This window comes from Lentzea sp. NPDC102401, from assembly GCF_044765805.1.
GTDB classification, from domain to species: Bacteria; Actinomycetota; Actinomycetes; order Mycobacteriales; family Pseudonocardiaceae; genus Lentzea; species Lentzea sokolovensis.
Genome location: NZ_JBIWKS010000021.1, coordinates 67,113 through 91,063 on the forward strand (window position 1 = coordinate 67,113; position 23,951 = coordinate 91,063).

Below are 23,951 nucleotides of genomic sequence, written 5' to 3' on the forward strand. Positions count from 1 at the left end.
CAGATTCCCTCACTCTCGTTCACACTCCGGGAAGCTGAGCCTCGCACGGCACAGGTAAATGCGAGGTGAGTCAGGATGGGGGACATGGATCACGCCGATCGGCTCCCCGTGGCTCGCCTCGTGGGCGGCATCCCGCCGACGGCGCTCGTGCTGCTGGGCATCGTCAGCGTGCAGGTCGGCGCGGCGTTCGCGAAGCAGTTGTTCACGGTCGCGGGCGCGGCGGGCATGGTCACGTTGCGGCTGCTCATGGCCGCACTGGTGCTGGTCCTGATCTGGCGTCCGTCGCTCAGGCTCGACCGCAGAACGCTCGTCACGGTCGTCACCTACGGCGCCGTGCTCGCCGTGATGAACCTCTGCTTCTACGCGGCGCTGGCCCGCATCCCGCTCGGCGCGGCCGTCACGATCGAGTTCCTCGGGCCGCTCGCGGTGGCGGTCGCCGGCTCACGGCGCTGGCTCGACGGCGTGTGGGTGTTGTTGGCGGGCACGGGTGTCGTGCTGCTCACGCGCGTGCAGGGCGGTCTGTTGTGGACGGGCGTGCTGTTCGCGTTGGCCGCGGGCGCGTGCTGGGCGGCGTACATCCTGGTGACGGCCAAGCTCGGCAGCCAGACGAACGACGGCAAGGGCCTCGCGCTCGCGATGGTGGTCGGCACGGTGATCGCGCTGCCGTTCGGCATCGGCTCGGCCGGCACCGCGATGCTCGACCCGATGGTGCTGGCGGTGGCGATCGTGGTCGCGCTGATGTCGTCTGTCGTCCCGTACTCGCTGGAGCTGGAGGCGTTGCGCCGCATGCCGCCGCGCGTGTTCGGGATCCTGATGTCGCTGGAACCGGCGGTGGCCGCGGTCGCGGGCCTGGTGCTGCTCGGGGAACACCTCGCACCGGCGCAGTGGGTCGCCGTCGGCTGTGTCGTGATCGCGTCGGTCGGGGCGACGAGATCGGCGAAGCCCGACGTCTAACGGGCTCGGAGCTCGCCTTTCAGCACCGACGCCACGTCGTAGCGGGCCGGGATCTCCAGCTGGTCGTAGCGGCACGACAGCGGTTCGCGGTCCGGGCGCCACCGCGCGAACTGGCCGTTGTGCCGCAGCCGCACGGGCTGCTCGCCCTCGGTCTGCGTGTAGTGGATCTCCAGCACCCGCTCGGGCCGCAGCGCCACGTACTCGGCCTGCTTGCCGCGCCACCGGTTGATTTCGCCGGGGATCCGCTGACCGGGAACGGGATTCGCCCACGGGTGGTCACCCGAGGTGATCAACGGCGCCAGTTCGACGGCCAGCTCACGGCGTTCGGCCGCCTTGAACGAGCCGCAGACGCCGATGTGGTGCAGCAGGTCGTTCGAGTCGTAGACACCGAGCAGCAGCGAGCCGACCGCTGTGCCGGGTTCGGTGTCCTTGTGCCAGCGCAGGCCCGCGAGCACGACGTCCGCGGTGCGCGCGTGCTTCACCTTGATCATCGAACGCTTGCCCGGCGTGTACGGGCCGTCCGACGGCTTGCCCATCACGCCGTCCAGCCCCGCGCCCTCGAACAGCGTGAACCACTGCCGCGCCGTCTCGACGGACGTGGTCGCGGGCGTCACGTTCAACCCCGGCAGCTTCAGCAACGCTTCGCGCCGCGCGATCGTCGGCTGCTCCAGCAGCACCTCGGACCCCAGCGCGAGCAGGTCGAACGCGACGAACGTGGCCGGCGTCGCCTCCGACAGCATCGTCACCCGCGAGGCCGCCGGGTGGATGCGCTCGGACAACGCGTCGAAGTCCAGCTCGTCGTTCTTCGCGACCACCAGCTCGCCGTCGACGACCACCTTGCCGGGCAGCACGTCGAGCATCGAGGCGACGACCTCGGGGAAGTAGCGGTTGAGCGGCTTTCCGCTGCGCGACTGCAGCAGCACCTCGTCGCCGGAGCGGAACACCACGCAGCGGAACCCGTCCCACTTCGGCTCGAAGAACAGGTTCGCGTCGTCCGGGATCCCGTCCACCGCGGTGGCGAGCATCGGCTGCAGAGGTGGCGTCAGCGGTAGGTCCACGCGCACATCCTGCCTCTTCAGGTGGAATTCCGCCGCTGATACCGCAGCAACAGGACGTCGTCCGCGCGCAGCACCGACGCCAGCGCGAGATCCACGGGCGGGATGACCGCACCGTGCGCGATCCGCGACGCGTCACCCGCCGCGAGCACCGGCGCCACGGTCAGGTTCAGCGCGTCCACCAGCCCCTCGGCCACCATCGACCCGAACAGCCGCGGCCCGCCCTCGAGGTTGATCCGGTGCAGCCCCCGCGCCGCGAGCTCGGCGACCGCGACCTTCAGGTCGACCTCCGTGTCCCCGGCGATGATCACCTCGGCGGGCAGCGTGGGCATGCGCGCGGCCTCGGTGGTGATCACGATCGGTGGCACGGCGGTGTCGGTGAACAGCGGCAGGTCCGGCGTCAGGGATCCTCGCGTGGTCACGACCGCGATCGGCAACGGCCTGGCGCGCTTCGCACCCCGGTACCCCTCGATCAGCACGGTCGCCGCCCCCACCACCACGACGTCGGCGAGCTCGCGCCCGAGCAGGTAGATCTTCCGGTCCGCGGGCGACCCCAGCCCCGCGGAGCGCCCGTCGACCGACACCGCACCGTCCACGCTGGACACGAAGTTCGCGGTGACCCACGTCCGGTCGGCGGGATAGGCGTACAGGGACTCGAGGGCTGTGTCGGTCATCTCAACGCCCGGTGAGGGCCACAACATCTCCACCTGGCCATCCCATCACGCCGATAAGCTGCGGGCATGCGCTTGTCCGACCGGGATCCCCAGATCAGTCCCGACGAACTGATCGAGAACCTGGTGCCGCCGCCGATGTTCGACTCGGTCAGCTTCGACACCTACATCCCCAACCCGGACGAGCCCTCGCAGGCCGCCGCGGTCGAGGCCGGCCGCGTGTTCGCCGCGCGGGTCAGCGTCCGCCGCAGGAAGTGGTCGCTGTTCGGCTCTCGCGACGAAGAGGAGGGCAAGCTCGGCCTCTACCTCGACGGCGGCTTCGGCGTCGGCAAGACCCACCTGCTCGCCTCGCTCTGGCACGCCGTGCCGGGCCCGAAGGCGTACGGCACGTTCGTCGAGCTGACCAACATGGTCGGCGTCCTGACCTTCCCCGAGGCGGTCAGGCGCCTGAGCGGCCACAAGCTGCTCGCCATCGACGAGTTCGAGCTCGACGACCCCGGCGACACCATGCTCGTCACGCGCCTGATCAAGGAACTGATCGCGGCCGGCGTGCACGTCGCCGCCACCTCGAACACCCTGCCGGACAAGCTCGGCGAGGGCCGGTTCGCCGCCGCCGACTTCCTGCGCGAGATCCAGTCGATGTCCTCGAAGTTCGACGTCGTCCGCGTCGACGGCCCCGACTACCGCCACCGCGGCCTGCCCGAGGCCCCCTCACCGATGTCGGACACCGAACTGATCGTCAGAGCCTCCAACACCGAGGGTTCGACGCTGGACGACTTCGACGACCTGTGCAAGGCGCTCGCCCGCATCCACCCGTCGAAGTACGGGCGGTTGCTCGACGGCGTCACCGCCGTGCACCTCAAGGACGTCAAGCCGGCGCCCGACCAGAGCGTCGGACTGAGGCTCGTGGCGTTCGGCGACCGGCTCTACGACCGCGACATCCCGGTGGCGGTGTCGGGGCAGCCGCTGTCGGAGCTGTTCACCGAGGAGATGCTCAAGGGCGGCTACCGCAAGAAGTACCTGCGCGCGGTCAGCCGGCTGGTCGCGCTGAGTCGCTGATCAGGCCCTGTGGTGCGGCAATGGCGTGAGATCTGGCTGAGGCGAGTTTGACTCCGGCGGCGTTCGAGTATCCACTGGGTGACGAGCGGGAATGATGACGTCCCGACGTCTTCCGGAGGCACCCATGCTGAGTGAAGCCGAACGCCGCTCGCTCGAAGAGATCGAGCAGCGGTTGCTCGCGGACGAGCCCAGACTCGCCCGCACCATGAACCGCCAGGTCCGGCCCTGGTTGTTCTACTCCCTCCTGGTCGTCTTCGGTGGCCTCACGGTGCTGCTGACGGTGATCGGCGCGTTCGGCCCCGCCTTCCAGTGCCTGCTGGTCACAGCCGGTGTGCTGGTGCTTCGCAGGTACCCGCTTCGCCTCCGGTAGCGGAAACTCGCTGGCGCCGGGAACAGCACAACCCGGACCATCTCCGCGTGGGTTATCTGGAAGCGAACGGGCTCGCGTACGCCTTGCCTGACGGCAGGGAGCTGTTCCGCGACGTCTCGTTCAAGGTGAGCGGCGGGACCGTGGTCGCGCTCGTCGGCGCCAACGGCGCCGGCAAGACGACGCTGCAAAGGATCCTGTCGGGTGAGCTCACCCCGAAGCAGGGCAGCGTGCACGTGCAGGGCGGGCTCGCGGTGATGCCGCAGTTCATCGGGTCGGTCCGCGACGACAGCCTGGTGCGGGACCTGTTGCTGTCCGTGGCGCCCGTGGCGTTGCAGAAGGCCGCCAGGGAGCTCGACGACGCCGAGCTCGCGCTGATGGACACCGACGACGAAGCCGCCCAGATGCGGTACGCGAACGCCCTCACCAACTACGGCGAGGCCGGCGGGTACGACATCGAGGTCCTCTGGGACACCGTCACCGTCGCCGCGCTCGGCGTGCCGTACGACCGGGCCCGGTTCCGCGAGGTGCGCACGTTGTCCGGCGGTGAGCAGAAGCGGCTGGTCCTCGAAACGTTGTTGCGCGGCCACGAGCAGGTGCTGCTGCTCGACGAGCCCGACAACTACCTCGACGTTCCCGGCAAGCGCTGGCTCGAAGAACGGCTGAAGGCCACCGACAAGGCCGTTCTCGTCGTCAGCCACGACCGTGAGCTGCTGTCCACTGCCGCGACGCACGTGGTCACGGTCGAGGCGCATTCCACGTGGACGCACGCGGGCTCGTTCGGGACGTGGCACGGCGCCCGAGCGAAACGCATCGACAGGCTGCTGGAAGATCACCGGCGCTGGAACGAGGAGCACGAGCGGCTCAAGGATCTCGTCCGCACGCTCCAGCAGCTGGCCAAGTCCTCCGAGGTGATGGCTCAGAAGTATCGGGTCATGGCCGCGCGCCTCGAACGGTACGAGCAGGCGGGGCCGCCGCCGGAGATCCCTCAGGACGAGAAGGTCACGCCGAGGCTCAAGGGCGGCCGCACGGGCGTTCGCGCGATCACGTGCGAACAGCTCGAACTGAGCGGGCTGATGAAGCCGTTCTCGCAGGAGATCTTCTTCGGCGACCGGGTGGCGGTGCTGGGCTCGAACGGCTCCGGCAAGAGCCACTTCCTGCGGCTGCTCGGCGGGGACGACGTCCGCACGACCGGCAAGTGGAAGCTCGGCGCACGGGTCGTGGCGGGCCTGTTCGCGCAGACGCACGAGCACCCGGAGTGGCTGGGCCGCACGCTCGTGGACATCCTCTGGCACGGCGAGGGCCAGCGGCGCGGCAAGGACCGGGGCGCCGCGATGTCGGTGTTGCAGCGCTACGGCCTGCATCAGGCGGGCGACCAGCGGTTCGAGAACCTGTCGGGCGGTCAGCAGGCGCGGTTCCAGATCCTGCTGCTGGAGCTGTCCGGGGCGACGTTGCTGCTGCTCGACGAGCCGACGGACAACCTCGACCTCGCGTCGGCGGAGGCGTTGCAGAACGCCCTGAACGACTTCGAGGGCACGGTCGTCGCCGTCACGCACGATCGGTGGTTCGCCAAGTCGTTCGACCGGTTCCTGCACTTCCGGGCGGACGGCAAGGTGTCCGAAGTGGACGAGCCGGTCTGGACCTAGCCCAGTTCCCAGCTGACGAAGGCGCCGTCGTCGATCGACCCGCCCGCCTTCTCGTACGTGGCCTGCGCCGCCGTGTCGCCCGCGGCGGTGCCGGTCCACATCGCGTAGCAACCCCGTTTCAGCGCAAGGGCTTTCAGCGCCTCGACGAGCGCCGTGCCGATGCCGCGGCGCAGGAACGAGTCGTCCACGCCCAGCTCGTACAGGAACATCTCGGTGCCCTTGTCCGGGTGCGTCGTCTCCACCCCGGACACGAACCCGGCCGGCTGGTCGCCGACGTAGGCGATCAGCAGATGGCTGTGATCCTGCGCCAGGAACCGAGCGGTCGCGTCCGGCCGCGGCGGCGCGTCGAACAGGTGCGCGGCGGCGAACACGTCGTCGGGGGAGGCGGCGCGACGGATCTTCATACCGCCAGGCTAGGTCAACTCTCGCGCGAGGGCCCGAAGGCGCGTCACCGGTCTTCGACGGCGGCGGGCAGCTTCCCGTTCTTGACCAGCCCGGCCAGCTCGGCGTGGTCCGCCTCGGTCTGGTCGGCGTAGTCGAACGCGTACTTCGCGAACGCCTCGTCGAGGTCGTCGCCGCCGCCGTTCTGGAAGTACCCGGCGAGCAGCCGCGGGTCGAGTGAACGCGTGTGCGCGCGGGCCAGCAGGGCACCGGCGAGACGGCCGTAGTCGTCCAGGTCGTCGCGCTTCAGCGTGGTCGCGTCGATCTCGCCCTTGCGGTTGCGGAACTGCCGCACGATGAAGTGCCGGCCCTCGATCGTCGTCCAGCCCAGCAGGATGTCCGTCTCCGCCTGCACGAGCCGCGCGCCGTGCACGATCCGCTTGCCCTCGTGCTTGGCGGGATCGACGTCCAGGAACGGCTGCAGGGCGGACGGCCTGGCTTCCTTGGCCTGCAACACCAGAGCCTCGGACCCGTTGCCGTGCAACAGGATCAGGTAGTTGCGCAGGCCGACGCTGCCGGTGCCGACGACGCGGAACGCCACGTCCGACACGCCGTACCGCATGATCAGGTTCCGGCGGGACTCGCGCAGACTGTCCACGTAGGACGGCAGTGCGGCGATCACGGCCTCCGCGGTCGGGGGAGTGGCCTCGGTGAACGTCGGCGGGTTCGTGATGAACCGCCACTTCTCGCCGTCGTGCGCGGTCCACTTCGCGGCGAACCGGGCGCTGGTGTTCTTGCGCGACTTCTCGGCGGCCTTGGAGAAGTCGTTGATCAGGTCGTCCGCCTTGACCTTCGACAGCGAGGACTCGTCGCCCAGCGCGCTCCACGAGTCCAGGAACGGGAGCTCCGAGAGGTGCTTGATCGAACCCCGGTACGCGCGCACCGCGTCCTCCGCGGCGTCACGGCAGCCCTTGTCCGACACGCCACCGACCCGGCCCGCCAGCACCAGGGATGCCACGAGCCGCTTGAGGTCCCATTCCCACGGGCCGGGCAGCGTCTCGTCGAAGTCGTTGATGTCCATGACGATCTGGCCCTCGGGCGTGCCGTAGAGGCCGAAGTTCGCTGCGTGTGCATCACCGCACAACTGAGCGTGAAGGCCTGTCGCGCACCCGGCGGCGAGATCGCCCGCCTGGAGTCCGGCCGAACCGCGGAAGAACGCGAACGGGTTCTCCAGCATTCGACCGATCCGCAGCGGGATCAGGTTTTCCAATCGGCCCTTGTTGCTGGCACGCAGGAACTCCAGCACGGACGGGCGCGAGGCGGCCAGCGACATCGCGCGGTGCGCCTTGAAGTCCACTGAGGACCGCAGTGCGCGCCCCTCGGCGTAGACCTCTTCTGGCTCAACCCATCTGCCCAAAGCGGCAGCGGCCTCGGCTCGCACCCGTTCACCCATATGAGTCATGATGCCCGCGGCGGACGGGCAACGTGGCCCGTCCGCCGCTTTTGTGACCTAGCTACGAACGAAAATCACCCTAAACGGGACGAACGACCTCGGCGATCGCCTGCACGCCCAAGTCGATCTCGTCACGAGTGATCACCAACGGCGGCGCGATGCGCAACGTCGACGCGTGCGTCTCCTTGCACAGCACCCCACGCGTGGCGAGCGCCTCGGACGCGGCCCTGCCGACCGGCCCGCCGGGCGCGATCTCGACACCTGCCCACAGCCCGCGCCCGCGCACCTCGGCCACCCCGTGACCGACCAGCTTGTTCAGTTCGGCGTGCAGGTACGCGCCCATGTCTCGCGAGCGCTGCTGGAACTCGCCGGTCGCGAGCAGCCCCACGACCGCGCGGCCCACGGCGCAGGCGAGCGGGTTGCCGCCGAACGTCGACCCGTGCTCGCCGGGCTTCAGCACGCCCAGCACGGCCCGTGAACCGACCACGGCGGACACGGGCAGGATGCCGCCGCCCAGTGCCTTGCCGAGCGTGTAGAGGTCGGCGCGCACGCCCTCGTGGTCCAGTGCGAACAGCTCACCCGTGCGGCCGAGGCCCGACTGGATCTCGTCGGCGATCATCAGGACGTTGTTCTCGTCGCACAGGCGGCGGATCCCGGCCAGGTACCCGGCGGGCGGCACGACGACGCCGGCCTCGCCCTGGATCGGCTCCAGCAGCACGGCGGCCGTGCGCGAGGAGATCGCGGACTCGATCTCGTCCAGGTTGCCGTACTTGACGACCTTGAAGCCGGGCGTGAACGGCCCGAAGTCGTTGCGAGCGGTCTCGTCGGTCGAGAACGACACGATCGTCGTGGTGCGGCCGTGGAAGTTGGACCCGGCGACGATGATCTCGGCCGTGCCCTCCGGCACGCCCTTGACCTGGTACGCCCACTTGCGCGCGACCTTGATCGCGGACTCGACGGCCTCCGCGCCGGAGTTCATCGCGAGCACCATCTCGGTGCCGGTCAGTGCGGCGAGCTCGCGGCAGAACAGGCCGAACTGGTCGTGGTGGAACGCGCGGCTGGTCAGCGTGACGCGGCCGAGCTGCTCGACGGCGGCGGCCACCAGGGCGGGGTGGCGGTGCCCGAAGTTCAGCGACGAGTAGCCGGACAGGAAGTCCAGGTAGCGGCGGCCCTCGACGTCGGTGACCCACGAACCCTCGCCGTGCGAGATGACCACCGGCAGCGGGTGGTAGTTGTGCGTGCTCCACTCCTCGTCCAGGGCGACGAAGTCAGCGCTAGCCAAATGAGTGGTCTCTGCGGTGTGGTGGTCAGCGATGGCGGTCATCCTCCAAGGCTAGGGTCCCGGACAAGCGATATCGACCGTGAAGCGTTGCGCACTGCCTCAGTTCGTTGCGTAGATTCATCAATCAGTGGCGGAACTTTGCACAGCAGGCGGAATCGGCGGTGAATCGCTACGGTCTGGTGATGGCGAAGAAGTCGGTTCGTGAAGCCCTGCGGCTCGATGAGGTGGATCTCTCCACCCTCGACCCGGCGGGGCGCCCGGTCGGTCCCCAGAGCAAGAAGGAGGCGGCCGAGGACCTGGTCGCCACCGGGGCCGAGCTGGACGGTCTGCAGGAAGCGCTCTACGCGGAGAATTCTCGCGCGGTCCTCCTCGTCCTGCAGGGCATGGACACCGCCGGCAAGGGCGGCGTCGTCCGCCACGTCGTCGGCCTGGTGAACCCGCAGGGCGTGCGCATCGCGTCGTTCAAGAAACCGACTCCCGCCGAACGGCGCCAGCACTTCCTGGTGCGCGTCAGGAAGGTCCTGCCCGAGAAGGGCCGCATCGGGGCGTTCGACCGCTCCCACTACGAGGACGTCCTGGTGCCCAAAGTAGAACGCCTGCTGACGGCCGCGGAGATTCGCGGGCGTTACAAGGAGATCAACGCGTTCGAGCGGGAACTCGCGGACGGCGGCATCACCGTCGTCAAGTGCTTCCTCAACATCTCGCCTGAGGTGCAGAAGGACCGATTGCTCGCGCGCCTGGACGACCCGCAGAAGCACTGGAAGTACAACCCGGCCGACATCGACTCGCGGTCGAAGTGGTCCAAGTACCAGGACGCGTACACGCAGGCGTTGAGGAACTGCTCCGCCACGCCCTGGTACGCCGTCCCGTCGGACCGGAAGTGGTACCGGAACTGGGCGATCAGCCAGTTGCTGCTGGAGACCATGCGCGAGATGGACCCGAAGTTCCCGCCGCCCGCCTACGACATCGAGGCCGAGAAGGCCCGGCTGATCTCCGCCGACCCGTTGCGCTAGACGCAATCTTGATTGCACCTATTGCCTGGCCGTAGTGGTCTGGGCCAGTGTGGGCTGCGCCGCCGCCGCAAAGTTCATTCCGGAGGTGCGGACGTGGGTGTTGATCGGCGACGTTTTCTCGGAGCCATGGGCGTAGGAGCTGGACTGCTGATGACCGGAGGAACCGCTGAGGCGGCTGCCGCCACCCGGAGAGTGTTCTTCGGCGCCTACACGACGTGGAGCGGTGGCGCCAAGGGCATCGGCATCGGCACCTACGACACCGTGACCGGGCAGCTGAAGACGACCGGCGTGATCACGGGCGTGGTCAACCCGTCGTTCGTGATCGAGTCGCGGGACGGCAGGTTCCTCTACGCCGTCAACGAGAACACCAAGGGCGAGGTCACCGCGATCAACGCGGCCACTCTCAAGGTGATCAACAAGCAGGCGACCGGCGGCGCGGACCCGTGCCACCTGACGCTCGACCCGTCCGGGAAGTTTCTGATCACGGCCGACTACTCGTCGGGGTCCCTGAGCGTCTTCCCGGTGGGCGCCGACGGCAGTCTCGGCCCGCGCACGCAGAAGGTCCAGCACAAGGGGTCCGGGCCGAACAAGGAACGTCAGGAAGGCCCGCACGCGCACCACATCGTGTTCGACCCCGCCGGCAGGTACGCGGCGGCGGTCGACCTCGGCGCGGACTCGGTGTTCGTCTACTCGTTCACCGGCGGGAAGCTGACCCAGGTCTCGCAGGCGAAGGTCAAGCCGGGAGCCGGACCGCGTCACATCGCGTTCCACCCGGACGGCAGGACGGCCTACGTGGCGAACGAGCTGGATTCGACGATCGTGACCTGCGCCTACGCGAACGGGACGCTCACGCCGGGCCAGGTGCTCAGGACCGTGCCGTCCGGAAGCCCGACGAACTACCCGGCCGAGGTGCTGGTCTCCGCGGACGGCAGGAACGTCTACCTGTCGAACCGCGGGCATGACAGCATCGCGCACTTCGCGGTCGGCGGTTCCGGGCTGACGATGCTCGGCACCACCGCGGTCGGCGGCAAGTACCCGCGGCACATCACGTTCGACCCGACCGGGTCGCTGCTGTTCGCGGCCAACCAGAACTCGAACAACGTCACGTCGTTCACAGTGGACAAGGCGACCGGCAAGATCACCTCGTCCGGCACGGCGCTGCAGACCGCGATCCCGGTCTGCGTGCTGCCCACCCGACTGGGTTAATGCCCTTCTAGTCGATCGTCCACAGTGGTACTCCGGCTCTCATGGGTCTTATGGCTGGAGTCCTCGCTGTCGCTCTGCTGGCGCCCGCGCCGTTCGCACCGGAGTACGTCGCACTCGGCGACTCCTACGCGTCCGGGGCGGGCGCCGGTTCCTATGTGGACGGGGCCTGTCGCCGGAGCGCGAACGCCTACCCGGCGTTGCGGGGCGAGGAGTTCCCGTCGTTCAAGTTCGTGGCGTGCAGCGGCGCGACCGCGAAGTCGCTCAAGTCGCAGCTGCGGGCACTGACCCCGGCCACGACGCTGGTCACGATCACCATCGGCGGCAACGACCTCGGGTTCGTCGACGTGCTGACGACCTGCACGCTCGGCAGCGACAACGCGTGCGCCAAGCGGGTGGAGAAGGCCCGGGAGTTCGCCCGCGACGAACTGCCCGCGAGGCTCGATGCCACCTACTCCGCGGTCAGAACCGCCGCGCCGAACGCCGAACTGGTGGTGCTCGGCTATCCGCGGCTGTTCACGCAGGTCGACGGGTGCCGCACGCTCTCCACGACGAAGCGTCAGGACCTCAACGACGCCGCCGACGAGCTGTCCGGGGTGATCGCCGAGGCCGCCGCGCGGGCGGGAGCGCGGTACGTGGACGTGAGGGAAGCGTTTGCGGACCACGGCGTCTGCTCGCGCGAGCCGTGGATCAACGCGCTGACCAACCCGACCGCCGACTCCTACCACCCGAACAAGGCAGGTCAGACCGCCTACTTCGAGGCGTTGACCTCGTAACCGGCCGTATTCGGGTCGGCTTCGGGCAGGCGTTCGTGTGATCATGCGCGGGTGAGTCTTCTGAGGGAGGTCACGGCCACCCGCTATGTGACGCCGTTCCGCGAGGGCGGGTCGATGCCGGGGCTGGTCGAGGCCGACGACCTGGGTATGTACGTGGTGAAGTTCCGCGGCGCGGGACAGGGCGTGAAGGTCCTGGTCGCCGAGATCGTCGTCGGCGAGCTCGCCCGCCGGCTGGGCTTCCGGATACCCGAGATCGTCCTGGTGCACCTCGACCCGGAGCTGGCGCGCGCGGAACCGGACCAGGAGGTCCAGGAGCTGCTGCGGGCCAGCGGCGGCCTCAACCTCGGCCTCGACTACCTGCCCGGCTCGTTCGACTTCAACCCGATCGTGCGCGACCCCGGAACCGAGCTCGCGACGAAGCTGCTGTGGTTCGACGCGCTGGTGCTCAACGTGGACCGCAGCTGGCGTAACCCGAACATGCTGCTGTGGCACCGCGAACCGTGGCTCATCGACCACGGCGCCGCGCTGTACTTCCACTACTCGTGGAGCGAGGAACGTCCAGCGACCAAGGACTACCGCTACGACTCGTCGGACCACGCGATGCTGCCGAACGCGGGCTCGCTGTCCGAAGTCGATGCCGAACTGGCCGCGAAGGTCACGCCGGAACTGCTCGACGAGGTGCTCGCGCTCGTTCCCGACGAGTGGCTGGAAGGCGATCCGGCCGAACTCCGTCAGCGCTACAAGGACTTCTTCACCTACCGCCTGAACAACCGCGGCTGGGTCGACTCGCTGGAGGCCGCGCGTGCCGCACGTGTTTGAGTACGCGCTGCTGCGGGCGGTGCCGCGGCAGGAGCGGGGCGAGTTCATGAACGTCGGCGTCATCGTCTACTGCGCGCCGCTGGGCTTCTTGTGCGCGAAGACCTATGTGGACGGTGAGCGGCTGCGGGTGCTGGACCCGCACCTCGACGTCGAGACGCTCGAATCGTCGCTGAAGCACCTCACCAACTCGTGCGACGGCACTCCCGAGGCCGGTCCGGTCAGCCGCACGACGGTCGGTCAGCGCTTCCGCTGGCTCACCGCCCCCCGCAGCACGATCGTGCAGACCTCACCTGCTCATACGGGCTGGACCGACGACCCGTCTGCCGAGGTCGACCGCCTTTTCCGGGCGTTGGTGCTGCCACCCCGGTAGGTTTCCTCGCAACCTGAACGGACGAACGGCGTCCATAGGTGCAAAGCGAAACTAAAGCGGATCGGGGTTGGCGACACATGAGCGCTGGGTATCACCACGGCTACCAGCAGCCGCGGCGTCCCATGCCGCCGCAGCGGCCGATGAAGAAGAAGAGGCGTCCGGGACGCGTCATTCTGGTGCTGCTGCTCGTCCTGGTTCTGGGCACCGTCGGATTCGGTTTCTACGTCGACTCGACGCTGACGCGGATCAACGCGCTGCCGGACTACGAGGGCCGTCCTGCCGAGACGCCGGGCACCACCTGGCTGCTCGTCGGATCGGACGCGCGGGACGGCCTGACGCAGGAGCAGAAGGACGCGCTGGCCACCGGTGACGCCGCCGGACGGCGGACCGACACCATCATGATGCTGCACCTGCCGGACAACAGCGCCGCGAAGCCGGTGCTGGTGTCGATTCCGCGCGACTCCTACGTCGCGATCCCGGAGAACGGCCGCAACAAGATCAACGCGGCGTACGCGTTCGGCGGGCCGCAGATGCTCGTGCAGACCGTCGAGGGTGCGACCGGCGTGCGCATCGACCACTACATGGAGATCGGCTTCGGCGGGTTCTCCGACATGGTCGACGCGGTCGGTGGCGTGGACATCTGCCTCGACGAGCCGATCAAGGACCCGCTGGCCGGCATCGACCTGCCCGCGGGCTGCCAGGAGCTCGACGGGCCGCAGGCGCTCGGGTTCGTGCGGACCCGTGCCTTCGCGACCGCCGACCTGCAGCGCGTGCAGAACCAGCGCAAGTTCCTGTCGGCGCTCTTCGAGAAGGTGAAGAGCCCGGCGACGCTCGCGAACCCGTTCCGCGTCATCCCGCTGATGAACGCGGCGTCCGGATCGGTGTCGGTCAACGACGACGACCACGTGTGGCACCTGGCCAGTGTCGCGCTCAACATGAGCGAGGCGACGAGCGGGACGGTGCCGGTCGGATCCACGCCGACGGTGCCCGGTGCGGGCTCGGTCGTGCAGTGGAACAAGGAGAAGGCGTCCGAGTTGTTCGACCTGATCAGCAAGGACCAGCCGGTGCCCGCCGAGCTGATCGCCCCTCCGAAGTAGTGGTTCCCCCTACGACTTGACGGGCTCGGGAGTGGGCTCCGAGCTGGTCGAACCGGCCTCCTGTGCGATGCCCTCGAGCTCGCGCAGGAGGTCGTCGTAAATGGGTGTTGTGGACATGGTGCGGCCCCCTGTTGCTGATCTTCCCCCGTTCAGGTGACGGGAGCTTACGCCCCTGTACCCAGTCGTTCGGCCAGATATGCCAGTGAGACGCTAAATGTTGGCTAAAGCCACCCTGTGACCAGGCGTTGTGTGGGCCCGCCACATGTTGATCACGCCGCGTGACGCCTACCGTTTCCAGGCATGTCGAGTGTCACGGGTCACAGCGCGCTGGTCACCGGCGCCGCGAGCGGCATCGGCCTTGCCTGCGCTCGCGCACTGGCCGCCGCCGGCGCCGAAGTCCATCTGGTGGATCGAGATCCGAAGGTCCTCGCCCTCGCCGAGGAACTCGGCGGCGCCGGTCACGTGCTCGACCTGATGGACCCGGTCGACGCCCTGCCCGCCGAGATCGACGTTCTCGTCAACAACGCCGGCGTGCAGCACGTCGCGCCCATCCACGAGTTCCCCGCCGAGCGCTTCTCGGCGATGCTCGAACTGATGGTGGGGGCGGCCTTCCGGCTCACCAAGCACGTGCTGCCGCACATGTACGCGCGCGGCTGGGGCCGGTTGGTCCACATCACCAGCGTGCACGGCATTCGCGCCTCCGCGTTCAAATCCGCCTACACCGCGGCGAAACACGGCCTTGAGGGGTTCTCCAAGGTCGCCGCGCTCGAAGGCGCCCCACACGGCGTGACGTCCAACTGCGTGGCCCCCGGCTATGTGCGGACTCCGTTGGTGGAGAAGCAGATCGCGGACCAGGCGAAAGCGCACGGGATTCCCGAGTCGGAAGTTCCGGAGAAGATCTTCCTCCAGCGCAGCGCAGTCAAACGGATGATGGAGCCTTCCGAGGTGGCCTCGGCAGTGCTGTGGTTGTGCGACAACAGTTTTGTCACCGGTACGTCGTTGGCCGTCGATGGCGGCTGGTCAGCTCAATGAGGAGTTGTCGATGATCAAAAAAGTGGTAGGCGCTTCGCTCATCGGAACAACTGTCGAGTGGTACGACTTCTTCCTCTACGGCTCGGCAGCCGCCCTGGTGTTCAACAAGTTCTTCTTCCCGACCGCGGATCCGTTGAACGGCACGCTGCTCGCGTTCACGACGTACGCGATCGGCTTCCTGGCGCGGCCGTTGGGCGGCGTGGTCTTCGGCCACTTCGGTGACCGGGTGGGACGCAAGAAGTTGCTGGTGCTGTCGTTGCTGCTGATGGGTGGCGCGACGATGCTCATGGGTGTGCTGCCGACCTACGCGTCGGTGGGCATCCTGGCGCCGATCCTGCTCACACTGCTGCGACTCGTGCAGGGCTTCGCGCTCGGTGGTGAGTGGGGCGGCGCCGTGCTGATCGTCTCCGAGCACGGTGACGCGAAACGGCGCGGGTTCTGGGCGTCCTGGCCGCAGGCCGGTGTGCCGTGCGGAAACCTGCTGGCGACGGCCGTGCTGGCGATCCTCGCGGCTGTGCAGTCGGACGCGGACTTCCTCTCGTGGGGCTGGCGCATCCCGTTCCTGCTCTCCGGTGTGCTCGTGGTGATCGGGCTGTGGATCAGGCTGACGGTGTCGGAGTCGCCGATCTTCCTGGCGGCGCAGGAGAAGCGCGCGAAGGAGCCCGTGCGGGAGAAGGCGCCGGTGCTCGTGCTGCTCAAGCACAACTGGCGCGAGGTGCTGATCGCGATGGGCGCGCGGTTCGCCGAGAACGTGTCGTACTACGTGATCACCGCGTTCATCCTGGTGTACCTGACGACCGGGCTCGGGCTGTCGAAGTCGGTGGGGCTCAACGCCGTGCTGATCGCGTCGGCGGTGCACCTGGTCGCGATCCCGATCTGGGGCCATCTGTCCGACAGGTTCGGGCGGCGGTCGATCTACCTCGTGGGCGCGGTCGGCATCGGTGTGTGGATCTTCGTGTTCTTCCCGATGCTCGACACCAAGGACCCGCTGCTGATCACGGTGGCTGCGACGGTCGGACTCGTGCTGCACGGCGCGATGTACGGGCCGCAGGCGGCGTTCTTCTCGGAGCTGTTCGGGACGCGGGTGCGGTACTCCGGCGCGTCGATCGGCTACCAGCTGGCGTCGATCGCGGCGGGCGCGCTGGCACCGCTGATCGCGACGGCGCTGCTGAAGGCCTACGGCACCTCGTTCCCCATCTCGATCTACGTGGTGATCACGTGCGTGATCACGGTGGTCGCGATCCTTCTGTCCCGTGAGACCCGTGGTGCGGATCTGGAGGATCGTGACAGGGTTGGGGTGTGACACGACGGCGTGAGGCCGAACTGGCGGCGTTGTTCGAGACCGCGTCCGAGCTCGCGGGTATGCGCGACCCGGACGCGGTTCTCCGCTCGATCGTGCGCAGAGCCAGGACGCTGCTCGGGACGGACGTCTCCTACCTGTCGATGAACGACCCGGCCGGCACCTACATGAGGGTGACGGACGGGTCGTTCTCCCCGTTGTTCCAGAAGGTCCGCCTCGGCCTCGGCGAAGGCCTGGGCGGGCTCGTCGCGCAGACCGCACGGCCGTACGCGACCGCCGACTACTTCGCCGACGCACGGTTCAACCACACCCGGCCGATCGACTCGGCGGTGCGGGACGAGGGACTGACGGCGATCCTGGGCGTGCCGCTGAAGCTCGACTCGAAGGTCATCGGCGTGCTGTACGCGGCCGACCGGACCTCGCGCGAGTTCCCGGCCGAGGAAGTCGCGTTGCTGCAGTCACTGGCCGACCACGCGGCCATCGCGATCGACACGGCGTCGTTGTTCGCGACGATCCAGTCGCACAACGAGGCCATGAAACGGGCCGAGGAGGCCCACGACCGGCTCACGGACCTGGTGCTGCGCGGCGGTTCCTCGGCCGAGGTCGCCGCGGCGGTGGGGGAGTTGCTCGGCGGGCAGGTCGAGGTGCTCGACACCGTGCCGACGCCGGCGGTGCGGGCCAACGGACGGGCCGTGCTGCTCGACGACGTCTGGGTGTGCGCGGTGCTGGCGGGCTCGGAACTGCTGGGCGGCATCGCGCTGACCGGGTGCCCGGACCTGCCGAACGTCGATCGGCGGCTGTTCGAGCGGTCGGCGGTGGTGACGGCGTTGTTGTTGCTGCTGCGCCGAACCGTGGCCGAGGCGGAGAACAAGGTCCGCGGCGAGCTGATCACCGACGTCCTGGACGGCAGGGACGCCGCCGGGCTGCTGGCGCGCGCTCGCCGGGTGGGTGTCGAGCTGTCCGATCCGCACGTCGTGCTGGTCGCGGATGGAAACCTTTCCGGCGCAACGCATTACGCGTCAGTCCACAGAGGACTTGCTGGATCACGTGACCGGGACGTCGTGCTGGCGTTGCCGTCGCGCTCCACGGACATCGCTCACGAAGTGGCGAAGGCGCTGGACGCGACCGTGGGTGCGTGCGGGCCGGTCGCGGGTCCGGTGGCCATCGCGGCGGCCTACGAGGAGGCGCGGCGGTGCCTGAAGGCGTTGCGGCAGCTGGGCCGGGAGAAGGATGCCGCGACGATGGACGACCTCGGGTTCGTCGGCGTGCTGCTGGGCGATCGCGCGGACGTGTCCGGGTACGTGCGGTCGGTGCTCGGCCCGGTGCTGGACTACGACTCCGAGCGCGGCACGGAACTGGTCCACACCCTGGAGATCTACTTCCGCTGCGGCGCGAACCTGAGTCGTGCCAAGGCGGAGCTGCACCTCCACGTCAACACGGTCACCCAACGGCTCGACCGGGTCACGTCGCTGCTCGGCGACTGGCAGTCGCCGGACCGCGTGCTGGAGGTGCAGCTCGCCCTGCGCCTACTTCGCCTGCAGGGTTAGCGGTTCCGCGACCGGTACCGCGTCGCCCGCCGCCGCGTCGGAGTGGCCGAACGGCTTGGCGATCAGCATGTAGACCAGGCCGATGCCGACCACGAGCGTGCCGCTCAGGATGACGACGTAGTTGTCGTACCAGGGGCCGTCCGGGGTGCGCGGCCAGACCATGTTCACCATCGCCGCGACGCCGTACGCGAGCGCCAGGACGTTGACGATCAGGCCCCACCGGCCGAGCGTGAACTCGCCGGACGGCGTCCAGCCCTTGAGCCTCGCCCGCAGCGCCGCGAACACGACCATCTGGAAGCCCAGGTAGATGCCGAGCGTCGCGAACGACACGATCTTGTCCAGCGCGTTCGTGGACAGCATCGACGCGAACACGATGACCACCGGGATGATGCCGGCCAGCGCGAGGGCGTAGGGCGGGATGTGGCGCTTCGGGTTGAACTTCGCGAGCGCCTTGTGCCCGAAGATCATCTTGTCGCGGGCGTAGGAGTAGGTCAGGCGCGACGCGGCCGCCTGCAGCGACATCGTGCAGGACAGGAACGAGATCAGCACGACACCGATCACGATCTTGTAGCCGACCGGGCCGAACGCGTTGGTCAGGATGTTCGTGACCGGGTCCGCGTCCTCGCCGCTGATGACCCTGCCGAAGTCCGGCACCGCCAGCAGCAGCGACAGGCACGCGAACGTGGCCGCCGCGCCGCCGATGTAGATGGTGCGGCGCATGGCCTTCGGGATGACGCGGCCGGGGTCCTTGACCTCTTCCGCGGTGTCACCGCACGCCTCGAAGCCATAGTACTGGTAGAGGCCGATGATGCCCGCCGCGAAGAACGCCGGCAGGTAGCTGCCCGAACCGCCCGCGCCGAAGCTGTCGAACAGCACGCCCAGGCCGTGGACGCGGTTGTCGACGAGCAGCCAGATGCCGACCACGAGCGCCCCGACGATCTCCGCGGCGAACCCGAAGATCGCGGCCCACGACAGCACCTTCGTGCCCGCGTAGTTGATGAGCGTCGAGACCACGATGATCGCGATCGCGCACAGCACCGTGTTGCCGACGTTGGCGGTGTAGCCGAGAAGCGTTGCCAGATAAGGGCCGGCGCCGTAACTGACGGACGCGATGGTGACCAGCAGGGCGATCATGTAGATCCAGCCGGTCATCCACGCCCAGCGCTTGCCCCACAGGCGGCGTGCCCAGGGGTACACGCCGCCCGCCACCGGGTACTGCGCCACGAGCTCGCCGAAGATGAGCGCGACCAGGAACTGGCCGATGCCCGCGACGACGAAGCTCCAGATCATCGGCGGGCCGCCCAGGGCGAGGGCGACGCCGAACAACGTGTACGTGCTGACCACGGGGGAGAGGTAGGTGAAGCCCAGCGAGAAGTTCGCCCAGGGACTCATGTCCCGTTTGAACTCCGAGGTGTAACCGAGATCCCTGAGCCTGTCTTCCGCTGATGCCGTCACTCACGCCTCCTTGATCAGGTCCGCGGCGCGTTCTCCAATCATGAGCACCGTGACCATGGGGTTCACGGTGGGCATGGTGGGGAACACGGACGCGTCGACGACCCGGAGGCCTTCGAGTCCGATGACTTTCAGGTCACCGTCCACAACGGACCCGATGGCGCAGGTGCCCGCCGGGTGGTAGACGGTGTGGGCCGCTTTCCGGCCGTACTCCGACAGGGCCTCGTCGCTCGTGACGTCCGGGCCGGGTGCGATCTCCCGCTTGAGCCACGACTTGAGCGGCTCCTGCTCGGCGATCTGGCGGGCGATCCGGAAGCCGTCGACGAGAGTCTGCTCGTCGTAGCCGTCGGGGTTCATGAAATAGCCGAAGTCGAGTTGCGGCTTCTCCATGGGGTCACTGGACTTCAGCCACAGCCTGCCCTTGCTGTGCGGCCTCGGGATGTTCGGCGTCATGCAGACCCCGTGCTCCACCGCCGGGTAGCCGAGGCGTTCCGTGTTGGTGGTGAACGGGATCTGGTAGAAGTGGAACATCAGGTCCGGCCGCGGGTCGGAGGAGTCCCGCCGGACGAACAGCCCGGCGTCGGAGTCCATCACCGAGTTCTCCGGCAACGGCTTCGTGGTCTCCCAGACGATGACCGACTCCGGGTGGTCGAGCAGGTTCTCGCCGACACCGGGCAGGTCGTGCTTCGGCTCGATGCCGATGCTGCTCAGGTGCTCGGCGTCGCCGATGCCCGAGAGCATCATGAGGCGGGGCGTGTCGATCGCGCCCGCACAGAGCAGGACCTCTTTGTTCGCCTCGACGTAGCCCTTGTCGGTGTGCACGCCGATCGCCCGGTCGCCGTCGAACTCGATCCGGCCGGCCCAGGTGTTGAGCAGCAGGGTCAGGTTCCTGCGGTCCAGGATCGGGTGCACGTAGGCGGTCGACGCCGACGAACGCTGGTTGTTCTTCTCCGGGTGGTAGGCGATGGAGAAGAAGCCGACGCCGTCCTCGAAGGGCGCGGCGTTGAAGTTGTCGATCTCCGGGACGTCGACGGCCTTCCGCGCGGCGGCCACGAAGTCCTTGGCGATCGGGTTCCTGTCCTTCTCGACCACCGGGATGATGTTGAGCTGGACCTTGTCGTAGTACGGGCCGACCGCGTCCCACGTCCAGCCGTGGCCCCAGTCGTCGAGGTCCTGCGGCAGCGGCTTGAAGCAGATCAGCGTGTTGTGGCTGGAACACCCGCCGAGCACCTTCGCGCGGCTGTGCCGGATGTGCGAGTTGCCGCGCGGCTGCTCGACCGTCGGGTAGTCGTAGTCGTACTCGGTCTCCAGCAGGTTGATCCAGTTGCGCAGGTTCAGGATCTTCTCGTCGCCGACGTCGGAGGGACCGCCCTCGATGACCGCGACCGTGACGTTCTCGTCTTCGGTGAGCCTTGCCGCGAGCACACAGCCCGCCGTTCCGCCGCCGACGATCACGTAGTCATATGCGGTCACTGGCTGGAGTCCTTTCGCGCGAACCAGTTCTGGGCTTCAGGCTTGAGGTTCTGGTACACGTGCTTGGGCTCGGTGTACTCGTGCAGGCCCGCGGTGCCGAGCTCGCGGCCGACGCCGGAACGCTTGAAGCCGCCCCACTCGGCCTGCGGCAGGTACGGGCCGAACTCGTTGATCCAGACCGTGCCGTGCCGGAGCTTCTTCGCGACGCGCTGCGCCTTGTCGAGGTCCTGGCTCCAGACACCGCCCGCGAGGCCGTACTCGGTGTCGTTGCCGAGCCTGATCGCGTCCTCCTCGGTCTCGAAGCGCTCGGCCGTGATGATCGGGCCGAACGTCTCGTCCTGGACGAGCTTCATGTCCCTGGTGCAGTCCGCGTAGACGGTGGGACGGAAGAAGAAACCGTTCTGCAGCTCGGGTTCGTCGGGACGCCTGCCGCCGGCCTTGAGGGTCGCGCCCTCCTGCTTCGCGATCTCGACGTAGCTCTCGACCTTGGCGCGGTGCTCGGCGGAGACGAGCGGCCCGGACTCGGTGTCCTCGTCGAAACCGTTGCCCAGCTTGATGAGGTCCGCCCGGCGCGCGACCTCGTTCACGAAGTCGTCGTAGACGCTGCTGTGCACGATGAGCCTCGTGCCGGACGAGCAGACCTGGCCCGCGTGGAAGAACGCCGCCGTGAGCGCGTAGTCGACGGCGACGTCGATGTCGGCGTCCGCGAAGACGATGTTCGGGTTCTTGCCGCCGAGTTCGAGCGCGACCTTCTTCACGGTCTTCGCCGCCGACGCCATGATCCGCTGGCCGGTCGCGAGACTGCCGGTGAACGAGACCAGGTCGACGTCGGGGTGCTCCGACAGCGGAGCGCCGACCTCGGGACCGGTGCCGAGCACGAGGTTCGCGACCCCGTCCGGCAGTCCGGCCTCGGCCAGCAGTTCGAACAACTTGATCGTCGTGAGTGGAGTGATCTCGCTGGGCTTGGCCACCAGGGTGTTGCCCGCCAGCAGCGCGGGCGCGATCTTCCAGGAGACCTGCAGCAGCGGGTAGTTCCACGGCGCGATCAGGCCGCACACGCCGACGGGTTCGTAGTCGATGCGGCTGATGACGTCCGCCGGGGCACCCTGGACGATCTTCGGGTGCAACAGCCCGGCGAGGTTGCCGTAGTAGCGGAACACGGCGGCGACGTCGTCCACGTCGATGCGGCTCTCGACCAGCGTCTTGCCGGTGTCGAGCGTCTCGGTGCGGGCGATGTCCTCCTTGTCGCGTTCCAGGAGGTCCGCGACGCGGTTCAGCACGGCGGCGCGGTGTTCGGGGCTGGAGTGCTGCCAGTCGCCGTCGTCGAAGGCGTGGCGTGCCTTGGCGATCGCTGCGATCGCCTGGTCGCGGGTCTGCTCCTCGACCTCGGTGATGACGCTCTGGTCGAAGGGGTTGATGATCTGCCGCACCGGCGACACGGACTGCCTCCCTGATTCGTGTGTCCACGAAGGACACTGGGGTTTAGCCGGTCGCCGGTGGGCGTAAACCGTGACGACCGTCTCCTACTTGAGACTCCTGCGGAGCCGGGTGAAAAGTCGTGCGTTGCTCATGGCCACAATGCCAACGATGTCGTCCGGGTGCTCACCGTCTCGATAGGTCGCGACGAACTTCCTGTCCTCGATGGACCCATCTTCCACTCGAACGTCGTCCGTCGCCCGTCCGATGAACTGGATCCGCACGCCGTACTGGTCCGACCAGACGTAGCCGCCGTTGGTGTGCGTCGCGACGGTCTCGCCCGCGAGCAGGTTGCGGGTGGCGATCTGCGCCTGCTCGGTCGCCGACGTCCAGTGCTCGGCGCGATGCCCCGCGCAGTTCGCGACGTCGCCGACCGCGACGATGTTCTTCACGTTCGTCACGCCGCCCGCGTCGCACACGACGCCGTTGCCGAGGTTGACCGGCCCACCGGTGAGCCAGTCCGTCGCGGGGCGCGTGCCGATGCCCGCGACGACGACGTCGGCGTTGACGATCCGGCCGTCCGCGAGGTTGATTCCGCCGTCAACGTTGACCGAATCAACATTGATTCCCGTGATCAACGTTGATCCGTGGTCGCTGTGCAGATGTCCGCACGCGGTGCCCATCTCGGCCCCCAGCACGCGCGTGAGCGGCGTGGGCAGCGCCTCGACGACGGTGACGTCCTTGCCGAGCGCACGCGCGCTGGAGGCGATCTCAGCCCCGATGAACCCGGCGCCGATGACACCGATGTGCTGCGCGGTGCCGAACGCCTCACGGAGCTTGATCGCGTCGTCCAGCGTGCGCAGGACGTGCGTGCCGGGGATCGTGCGCGGCAGGCCGCCCGTCGCGATGACGATGCCGTCGGCCTCGACGGTGGTGTCGTCGCTGAGCGCGATCTCCTGGGTGGAGAGCAGCCCCGTCGCCCGCACGCCGAGACGCCACTCCGCGCTGAGCGCGTCGATGTCCTCCTGGTCCGCGAGAGGCACCGCCTCGACCTTGCCGAGGAGGAAGTCCTTCGAGAGAGGAGGCCGGTCATAGGGCAGATGGATCTCGTCGCCGATGATGACGAGCCGTCCGTCGAACCCCTGCTGGCGCAGTGCCTGCGCCGACCTCAAACCGGCGAGTGAGGCGCCGATGATCGCGATCGTCTTCACGCCACGTCCTTGTTCACTTCGACATCGACATAGACCTCTCCATCATTCACGTGGACGGAATAGGTCTTCACCGGTCTTTTGGCGGGCAGACAAGACGCCTCGCCGGTGCGAAGGTCGAAGCTCGCGGCGTGCAGAGGGCACTCCACGAAGCATCCCTCCAGCCACCCCTCGCTGAGCGAGGCGTCCTGGTGGGTGCAGGTGTCGTCGATGGCGTAGATGGCGCCCTCGGCGTTGAAGACCGCGATCGGCGCATGAGGGCCGACGATGCGAACCGCCTCCCCTGGGGGCAGGTCCATGAGAGCGCAGGCGCGGATCATCGTCGGCCTCCGTTGCGTGACGCGGCACATGTTCCGAATGACGCAACACAATGTGAG

Annotated in this window: 23 protein-coding genes; 13 read left to right on the forward strand and 10 right to left on the reverse strand. The window is 68.2% G+C overall.

Going from position 1 to position 23,951, the window contains the following annotated elements; all coding sequences use genetic code 11:
- The first annotated feature begins 84 nt into the window (after positions 1–84).
- Positions 85–954 carry an EamA family transporter gene (locus tag ACIRG5_RS44990; protein ID WP_402917002.1) on the forward strand — a complete coding sequence of 290 codons (870 nt, stop codon included), beginning with the start codon at positions 85–87 and terminating at the stop codon, positions 952–954.
- Here the strand turns inward: ACIRG5_RS44990 and ACIRG5_RS44995 are convergent.
- Positions 951–2,012, reverse strand: coding sequence for an ATP-dependent DNA ligase (locus ACIRG5_RS44995; protein WP_402917004.1), 1,062 nt, complete (start codon positions 2,010–2,012; stop codon positions 951–953). The genes ACIRG5_RS44990 and ACIRG5_RS44995 overlap by 4 nt on opposite strands.
- A 17-nt stretch (positions 2,013–2,029) precedes the next feature.
- Complete coding sequence (locus ACIRG5_RS45000; protein WP_402917006.1) at positions 2,030–2,683, reverse strand: dihydrofolate reductase family protein; 654 nt, start codon at positions 2,681–2,683, stop codon at positions 2,030–2,032.
- Between the two features lie 66 nt (positions 2,684–2,749).
- Here ACIRG5_RS45000 and zapE point away from each other — a divergent pair, with 66 nt between their 5' ends.
- The 3 genes from zapE to ACIRG5_RS45015 all read left to right on the forward strand — a co-directional run bounded on the left by zapE (position 2,750) and on the right by ACIRG5_RS45015 (position 5,752).
- On the forward strand, positions 2,750–3,739 hold the full coding sequence (zapE, locus tag ACIRG5_RS45005; RefSeq protein WP_402917008.1) for a cell division protein ZapE: 990 nt from the start codon (positions 2,750–2,752) through the stop codon (positions 3,737–3,739).
- A 124-nt stretch (positions 3,740–3,863) separates the two neighbouring features.
- Positions 3,864–4,109 (forward strand): DUF3040 domain-containing protein, encoded by a 246-nt coding sequence (locus ACIRG5_RS45010; RefSeq protein ID WP_402917010.1) that lies wholly within the window; start codon positions 3,864–3,866, stop codon positions 4,107–4,109.
- 47 nt (positions 4,110–4,156) lie between these two features.
- Complete coding sequence (locus ACIRG5_RS45015) at positions 4,157–5,752, forward strand: ABC-F family ATP-binding cassette domain-containing protein (RefSeq protein WP_402917012.1); 1,596 nt, start codon at positions 4,157–4,159, stop codon at positions 5,750–5,752.
- Here ACIRG5_RS45015 and ACIRG5_RS45020 read toward each other — a convergent pair.
- The 3 genes from ACIRG5_RS45020 to rocD all read right to left on the reverse strand — a co-directional run bounded on the left by ACIRG5_RS45020 (position 5,749) and on the right by rocD (position 8,910).
- On the reverse strand, positions 5,749–6,156 hold the full coding sequence (locus ACIRG5_RS45020) for a GNAT family N-acetyltransferase (RefSeq protein ID WP_402917013.1): 408 nt from the start codon (positions 6,154–6,156) through the stop codon (positions 5,749–5,751). The two genes, ACIRG5_RS45015 and ACIRG5_RS45020, sit on opposite strands and share 4 nt — an antisense overlap.
- A gap of 44 nt (positions 6,157–6,200) precedes the next feature.
- Positions 6,201–7,586 carry a DUF2252 domain-containing protein gene (locus ACIRG5_RS45025; RefSeq protein WP_402917015.1) on the reverse strand — a complete coding sequence of 462 codons (1,386 nt, stop codon included), beginning with the start codon at positions 7,584–7,586 and terminating at the stop codon, positions 6,201–6,203.
- Positions 7,587–7,665: 79 nt separating this feature from the next.
- Entirely contained in the window at positions 7,666–8,910 is a 1,245-nt protein-coding gene (gene rocD, locus ACIRG5_RS45030; RefSeq protein ID WP_402917017.1) for an ornithine--oxo-acid transaminase, read from the reverse strand.
- Positions 8,911–9,050: 140 nt separating this feature from the next.
- Between rocD and ACIRG5_RS45035 the strand changes: the two genes are divergently transcribed.
- From ACIRG5_RS45035 to ACIRG5_RS45075, 9 genes are all read left to right on the forward strand, one after another.
- Positions 9,051–9,881, forward strand: a complete 831-nt coding sequence (locus ACIRG5_RS45035; protein WP_402917019.1) for a PPK2 family polyphosphate kinase — start codon at positions 9,051–9,053, stop codon at positions 9,879–9,881.
- Between the two features lie 150 nt (positions 9,882–10,031).
- Complete coding sequence (locus ACIRG5_RS45040; protein WP_402917021.1) at positions 10,032–11,087, forward strand: lactonase family protein; 1,056 nt, start codon at positions 10,032–10,034, stop codon at positions 11,085–11,087.
- A 50-nt stretch (positions 11,088–11,137) separates the two neighbouring features.
- Entirely contained in the window at positions 11,138–11,860 is a 723-nt protein-coding gene (locus ACIRG5_RS45045) for an SGNH/GDSL hydrolase family protein (protein WP_402917023.1), read from the forward strand.
- A 51-nt stretch (positions 11,861–11,911) separates the two neighbouring features.
- Positions 11,912–12,679: a HipA family kinase gene (locus ACIRG5_RS45050; protein WP_402917025.1), complete on the forward strand. Its 768-nt coding sequence runs from the start codon at positions 11,912–11,914 to the stop codon at positions 12,677–12,679.
- Positions 12,663–13,049, forward strand: coding sequence for a DUF3037 domain-containing protein (locus ACIRG5_RS45055; RefSeq protein WP_402917027.1), 387 nt, complete (start codon positions 12,663–12,665; stop codon positions 13,047–13,049). The genes ACIRG5_RS45050 and ACIRG5_RS45055 overlap by 17 nt, the downstream gene beginning before the upstream one ends.
- A gap of 77 nt (positions 13,050–13,126) precedes the next feature.
- Positions 13,127–14,146, forward strand: a complete 1,020-nt coding sequence (locus ACIRG5_RS45060) for an LCP family protein (RefSeq protein WP_402917029.1) — start codon at positions 13,127–13,129, stop codon at positions 14,144–14,146.
- 300 nt (positions 14,147–14,446) lie between these two features.
- Positions 14,447–15,178 (forward strand): SDR family NAD(P)-dependent oxidoreductase, encoded by a 732-nt coding sequence (locus ACIRG5_RS45065; RefSeq protein WP_402917031.1) that lies wholly within the window; start codon positions 14,447–14,449, stop codon positions 15,176–15,178.
- A gap of 10 nt (positions 15,179–15,188) precedes the next feature.
- Positions 15,189–16,481 carry an MFS transporter gene (locus ACIRG5_RS45070; protein ID WP_402917033.1) on the forward strand — a complete coding sequence of 431 codons (1,293 nt, stop codon included), beginning with the start codon at positions 15,189–15,191 and terminating at the stop codon, positions 16,479–16,481.
- Entirely contained in the window at positions 16,478–18,025 is a 1,548-nt protein-coding gene (locus ACIRG5_RS45075) for a helix-turn-helix domain-containing protein (RefSeq protein ID WP_402917035.1), read from the forward strand. The genes ACIRG5_RS45070 and ACIRG5_RS45075 overlap by 4 nt, the downstream gene beginning before the upstream one ends.
- Here the strand turns inward: ACIRG5_RS45075 and ACIRG5_RS45080 are convergent.
- The 5 genes from ACIRG5_RS45080 to ACIRG5_RS45100 form a co-directional block, all read right to left on the reverse strand.
- Entirely contained in the window at positions 18,005–19,480 is a 1,476-nt protein-coding gene (locus ACIRG5_RS45080; protein ID WP_402917037.1) for an APC family permease, read from the reverse strand. The genes ACIRG5_RS45075 and ACIRG5_RS45080 overlap by 21 nt on opposite strands.
- On the reverse strand, positions 19,481–20,950 hold the full coding sequence (locus tag ACIRG5_RS45085) for a GMC family oxidoreductase (RefSeq protein WP_402917039.1): 1,470 nt from the start codon (positions 20,948–20,950) through the stop codon (positions 19,481–19,483).
- Positions 20,947–22,389 carry an aldehyde dehydrogenase family protein gene (locus tag ACIRG5_RS45090; protein ID WP_402917041.1) on the reverse strand — a complete coding sequence of 481 codons (1,443 nt, stop codon included), beginning with the start codon at positions 22,387–22,389 and terminating at the stop codon, positions 20,947–20,949. The genes ACIRG5_RS45085 and ACIRG5_RS45090 overlap by 4 nt, the downstream gene beginning before the upstream one ends.
- Positions 22,390–22,473: 84 nt before the next feature.
- Positions 22,474–23,577 (reverse strand): NAD(P)/FAD-dependent oxidoreductase, encoded by a 1,104-nt coding sequence (locus tag ACIRG5_RS45095; protein ID WP_402917043.1) that lies wholly within the window; start codon positions 23,575–23,577, stop codon positions 22,474–22,476.
- Positions 23,574–23,894 (reverse strand): bifunctional 3-phenylpropionate/cinnamic acid dioxygenase ferredoxin subunit, encoded by a 321-nt coding sequence (locus ACIRG5_RS45100; protein WP_402917045.1) that lies wholly within the window; start codon positions 23,892–23,894, stop codon positions 23,574–23,576. The genes ACIRG5_RS45095 and ACIRG5_RS45100 overlap by 4 nt, the downstream gene beginning before the upstream one ends.
- Positions 23,895–23,951 lie beyond the last annotated feature (57 nt).

What these genes read in the sequence shown, in the direction of transcription:
- ACIRG5_RS44990 (WP_402917002.1), top strand. Translation starts at nt 85, where the DNA reads ATGGATCACGCCGATCGGCTCCCCGTGGCTCGCCTCGTGGGCGGCATC.
- ACIRG5_RS45000 (WP_402917006.1), bottom strand. Translation starts at nt 2,683, where the DNA reads ATGACCGACACAGCCCTCGAGTCCCTGTACGCCTATCCCGCCGACCGG.
- zapE (WP_402917008.1), top strand. Translation starts at nt 2,750, where the DNA reads ATGCGCTTGTCCGACCGGGATCCCCAGATCAGTCCCGACGAACTGATC.
- ACIRG5_RS45010 (WP_402917010.1), top strand. Translation starts at nt 3,864, where the DNA reads ATGCTGAGTGAAGCCGAACGCCGCTCGCTCGAAGAGATCGAGCAGCGG.
- ACIRG5_RS45020 (WP_402917013.1), bottom strand. Translation starts at nt 6,156, where the DNA reads ATGAAGATCCGTCGCGCCGCCTCCCCCGACGACGTGTTCGCCGCCGCG.
- ACIRG5_RS45025 (WP_402917015.1), bottom strand. Translation starts at nt 7,586, where the DNA reads ATGGGTGAACGGGTGCGAGCCGAGGCCGCTGCCGCTTTGGGCAGATGG.
- rocD (WP_402917017.1), bottom strand. Translation starts at nt 8,910, where the DNA reads ATGACCGCCATCGCTGACCACCACACCGCAGAGACCACTCATTTGGCT.
- ACIRG5_RS45035 (WP_402917019.1), top strand. Translation starts at nt 9,051, where the DNA reads ATGGCGAAGAAGTCGGTTCGTGAAGCCCTGCGGCTCGATGAGGTGGAT.
- ACIRG5_RS45040 (WP_402917021.1), top strand. Translation starts at nt 10,032, where the DNA reads ATGACCGGAGGAACCGCTGAGGCGGCTGCCGCCACCCGGAGAGTGTTC.
- ACIRG5_RS45045 (WP_402917023.1), top strand. Translation starts at nt 11,138, where the DNA reads ATGGCTGGAGTCCTCGCTGTCGCTCTGCTGGCGCCCGCGCCGTTCGCA.
- ACIRG5_RS45060 (WP_402917029.1), top strand. Translation starts at nt 13,127, where the DNA reads ATGAGCGCTGGGTATCACCACGGCTACCAGCAGCCGCGGCGTCCCATG.
- ACIRG5_RS45065 (WP_402917031.1), top strand. Translation starts at nt 14,447, where the DNA reads ATGTCGAGTGTCACGGGTCACAGCGCGCTGGTCACCGGCGCCGCGAGC.
- ACIRG5_RS45070 (WP_402917033.1), top strand. Translation starts at nt 15,189, where the DNA reads ATGATCAAAAAAGTGGTAGGCGCTTCGCTCATCGGAACAACTGTCGAG.
- ACIRG5_RS45100 (WP_402917045.1), bottom strand. Translation starts at nt 23,894, where the DNA reads ATGATCCGCGCCTGCGCTCTCATGGACCTGCCCCCAGGGGAGGCGGTT.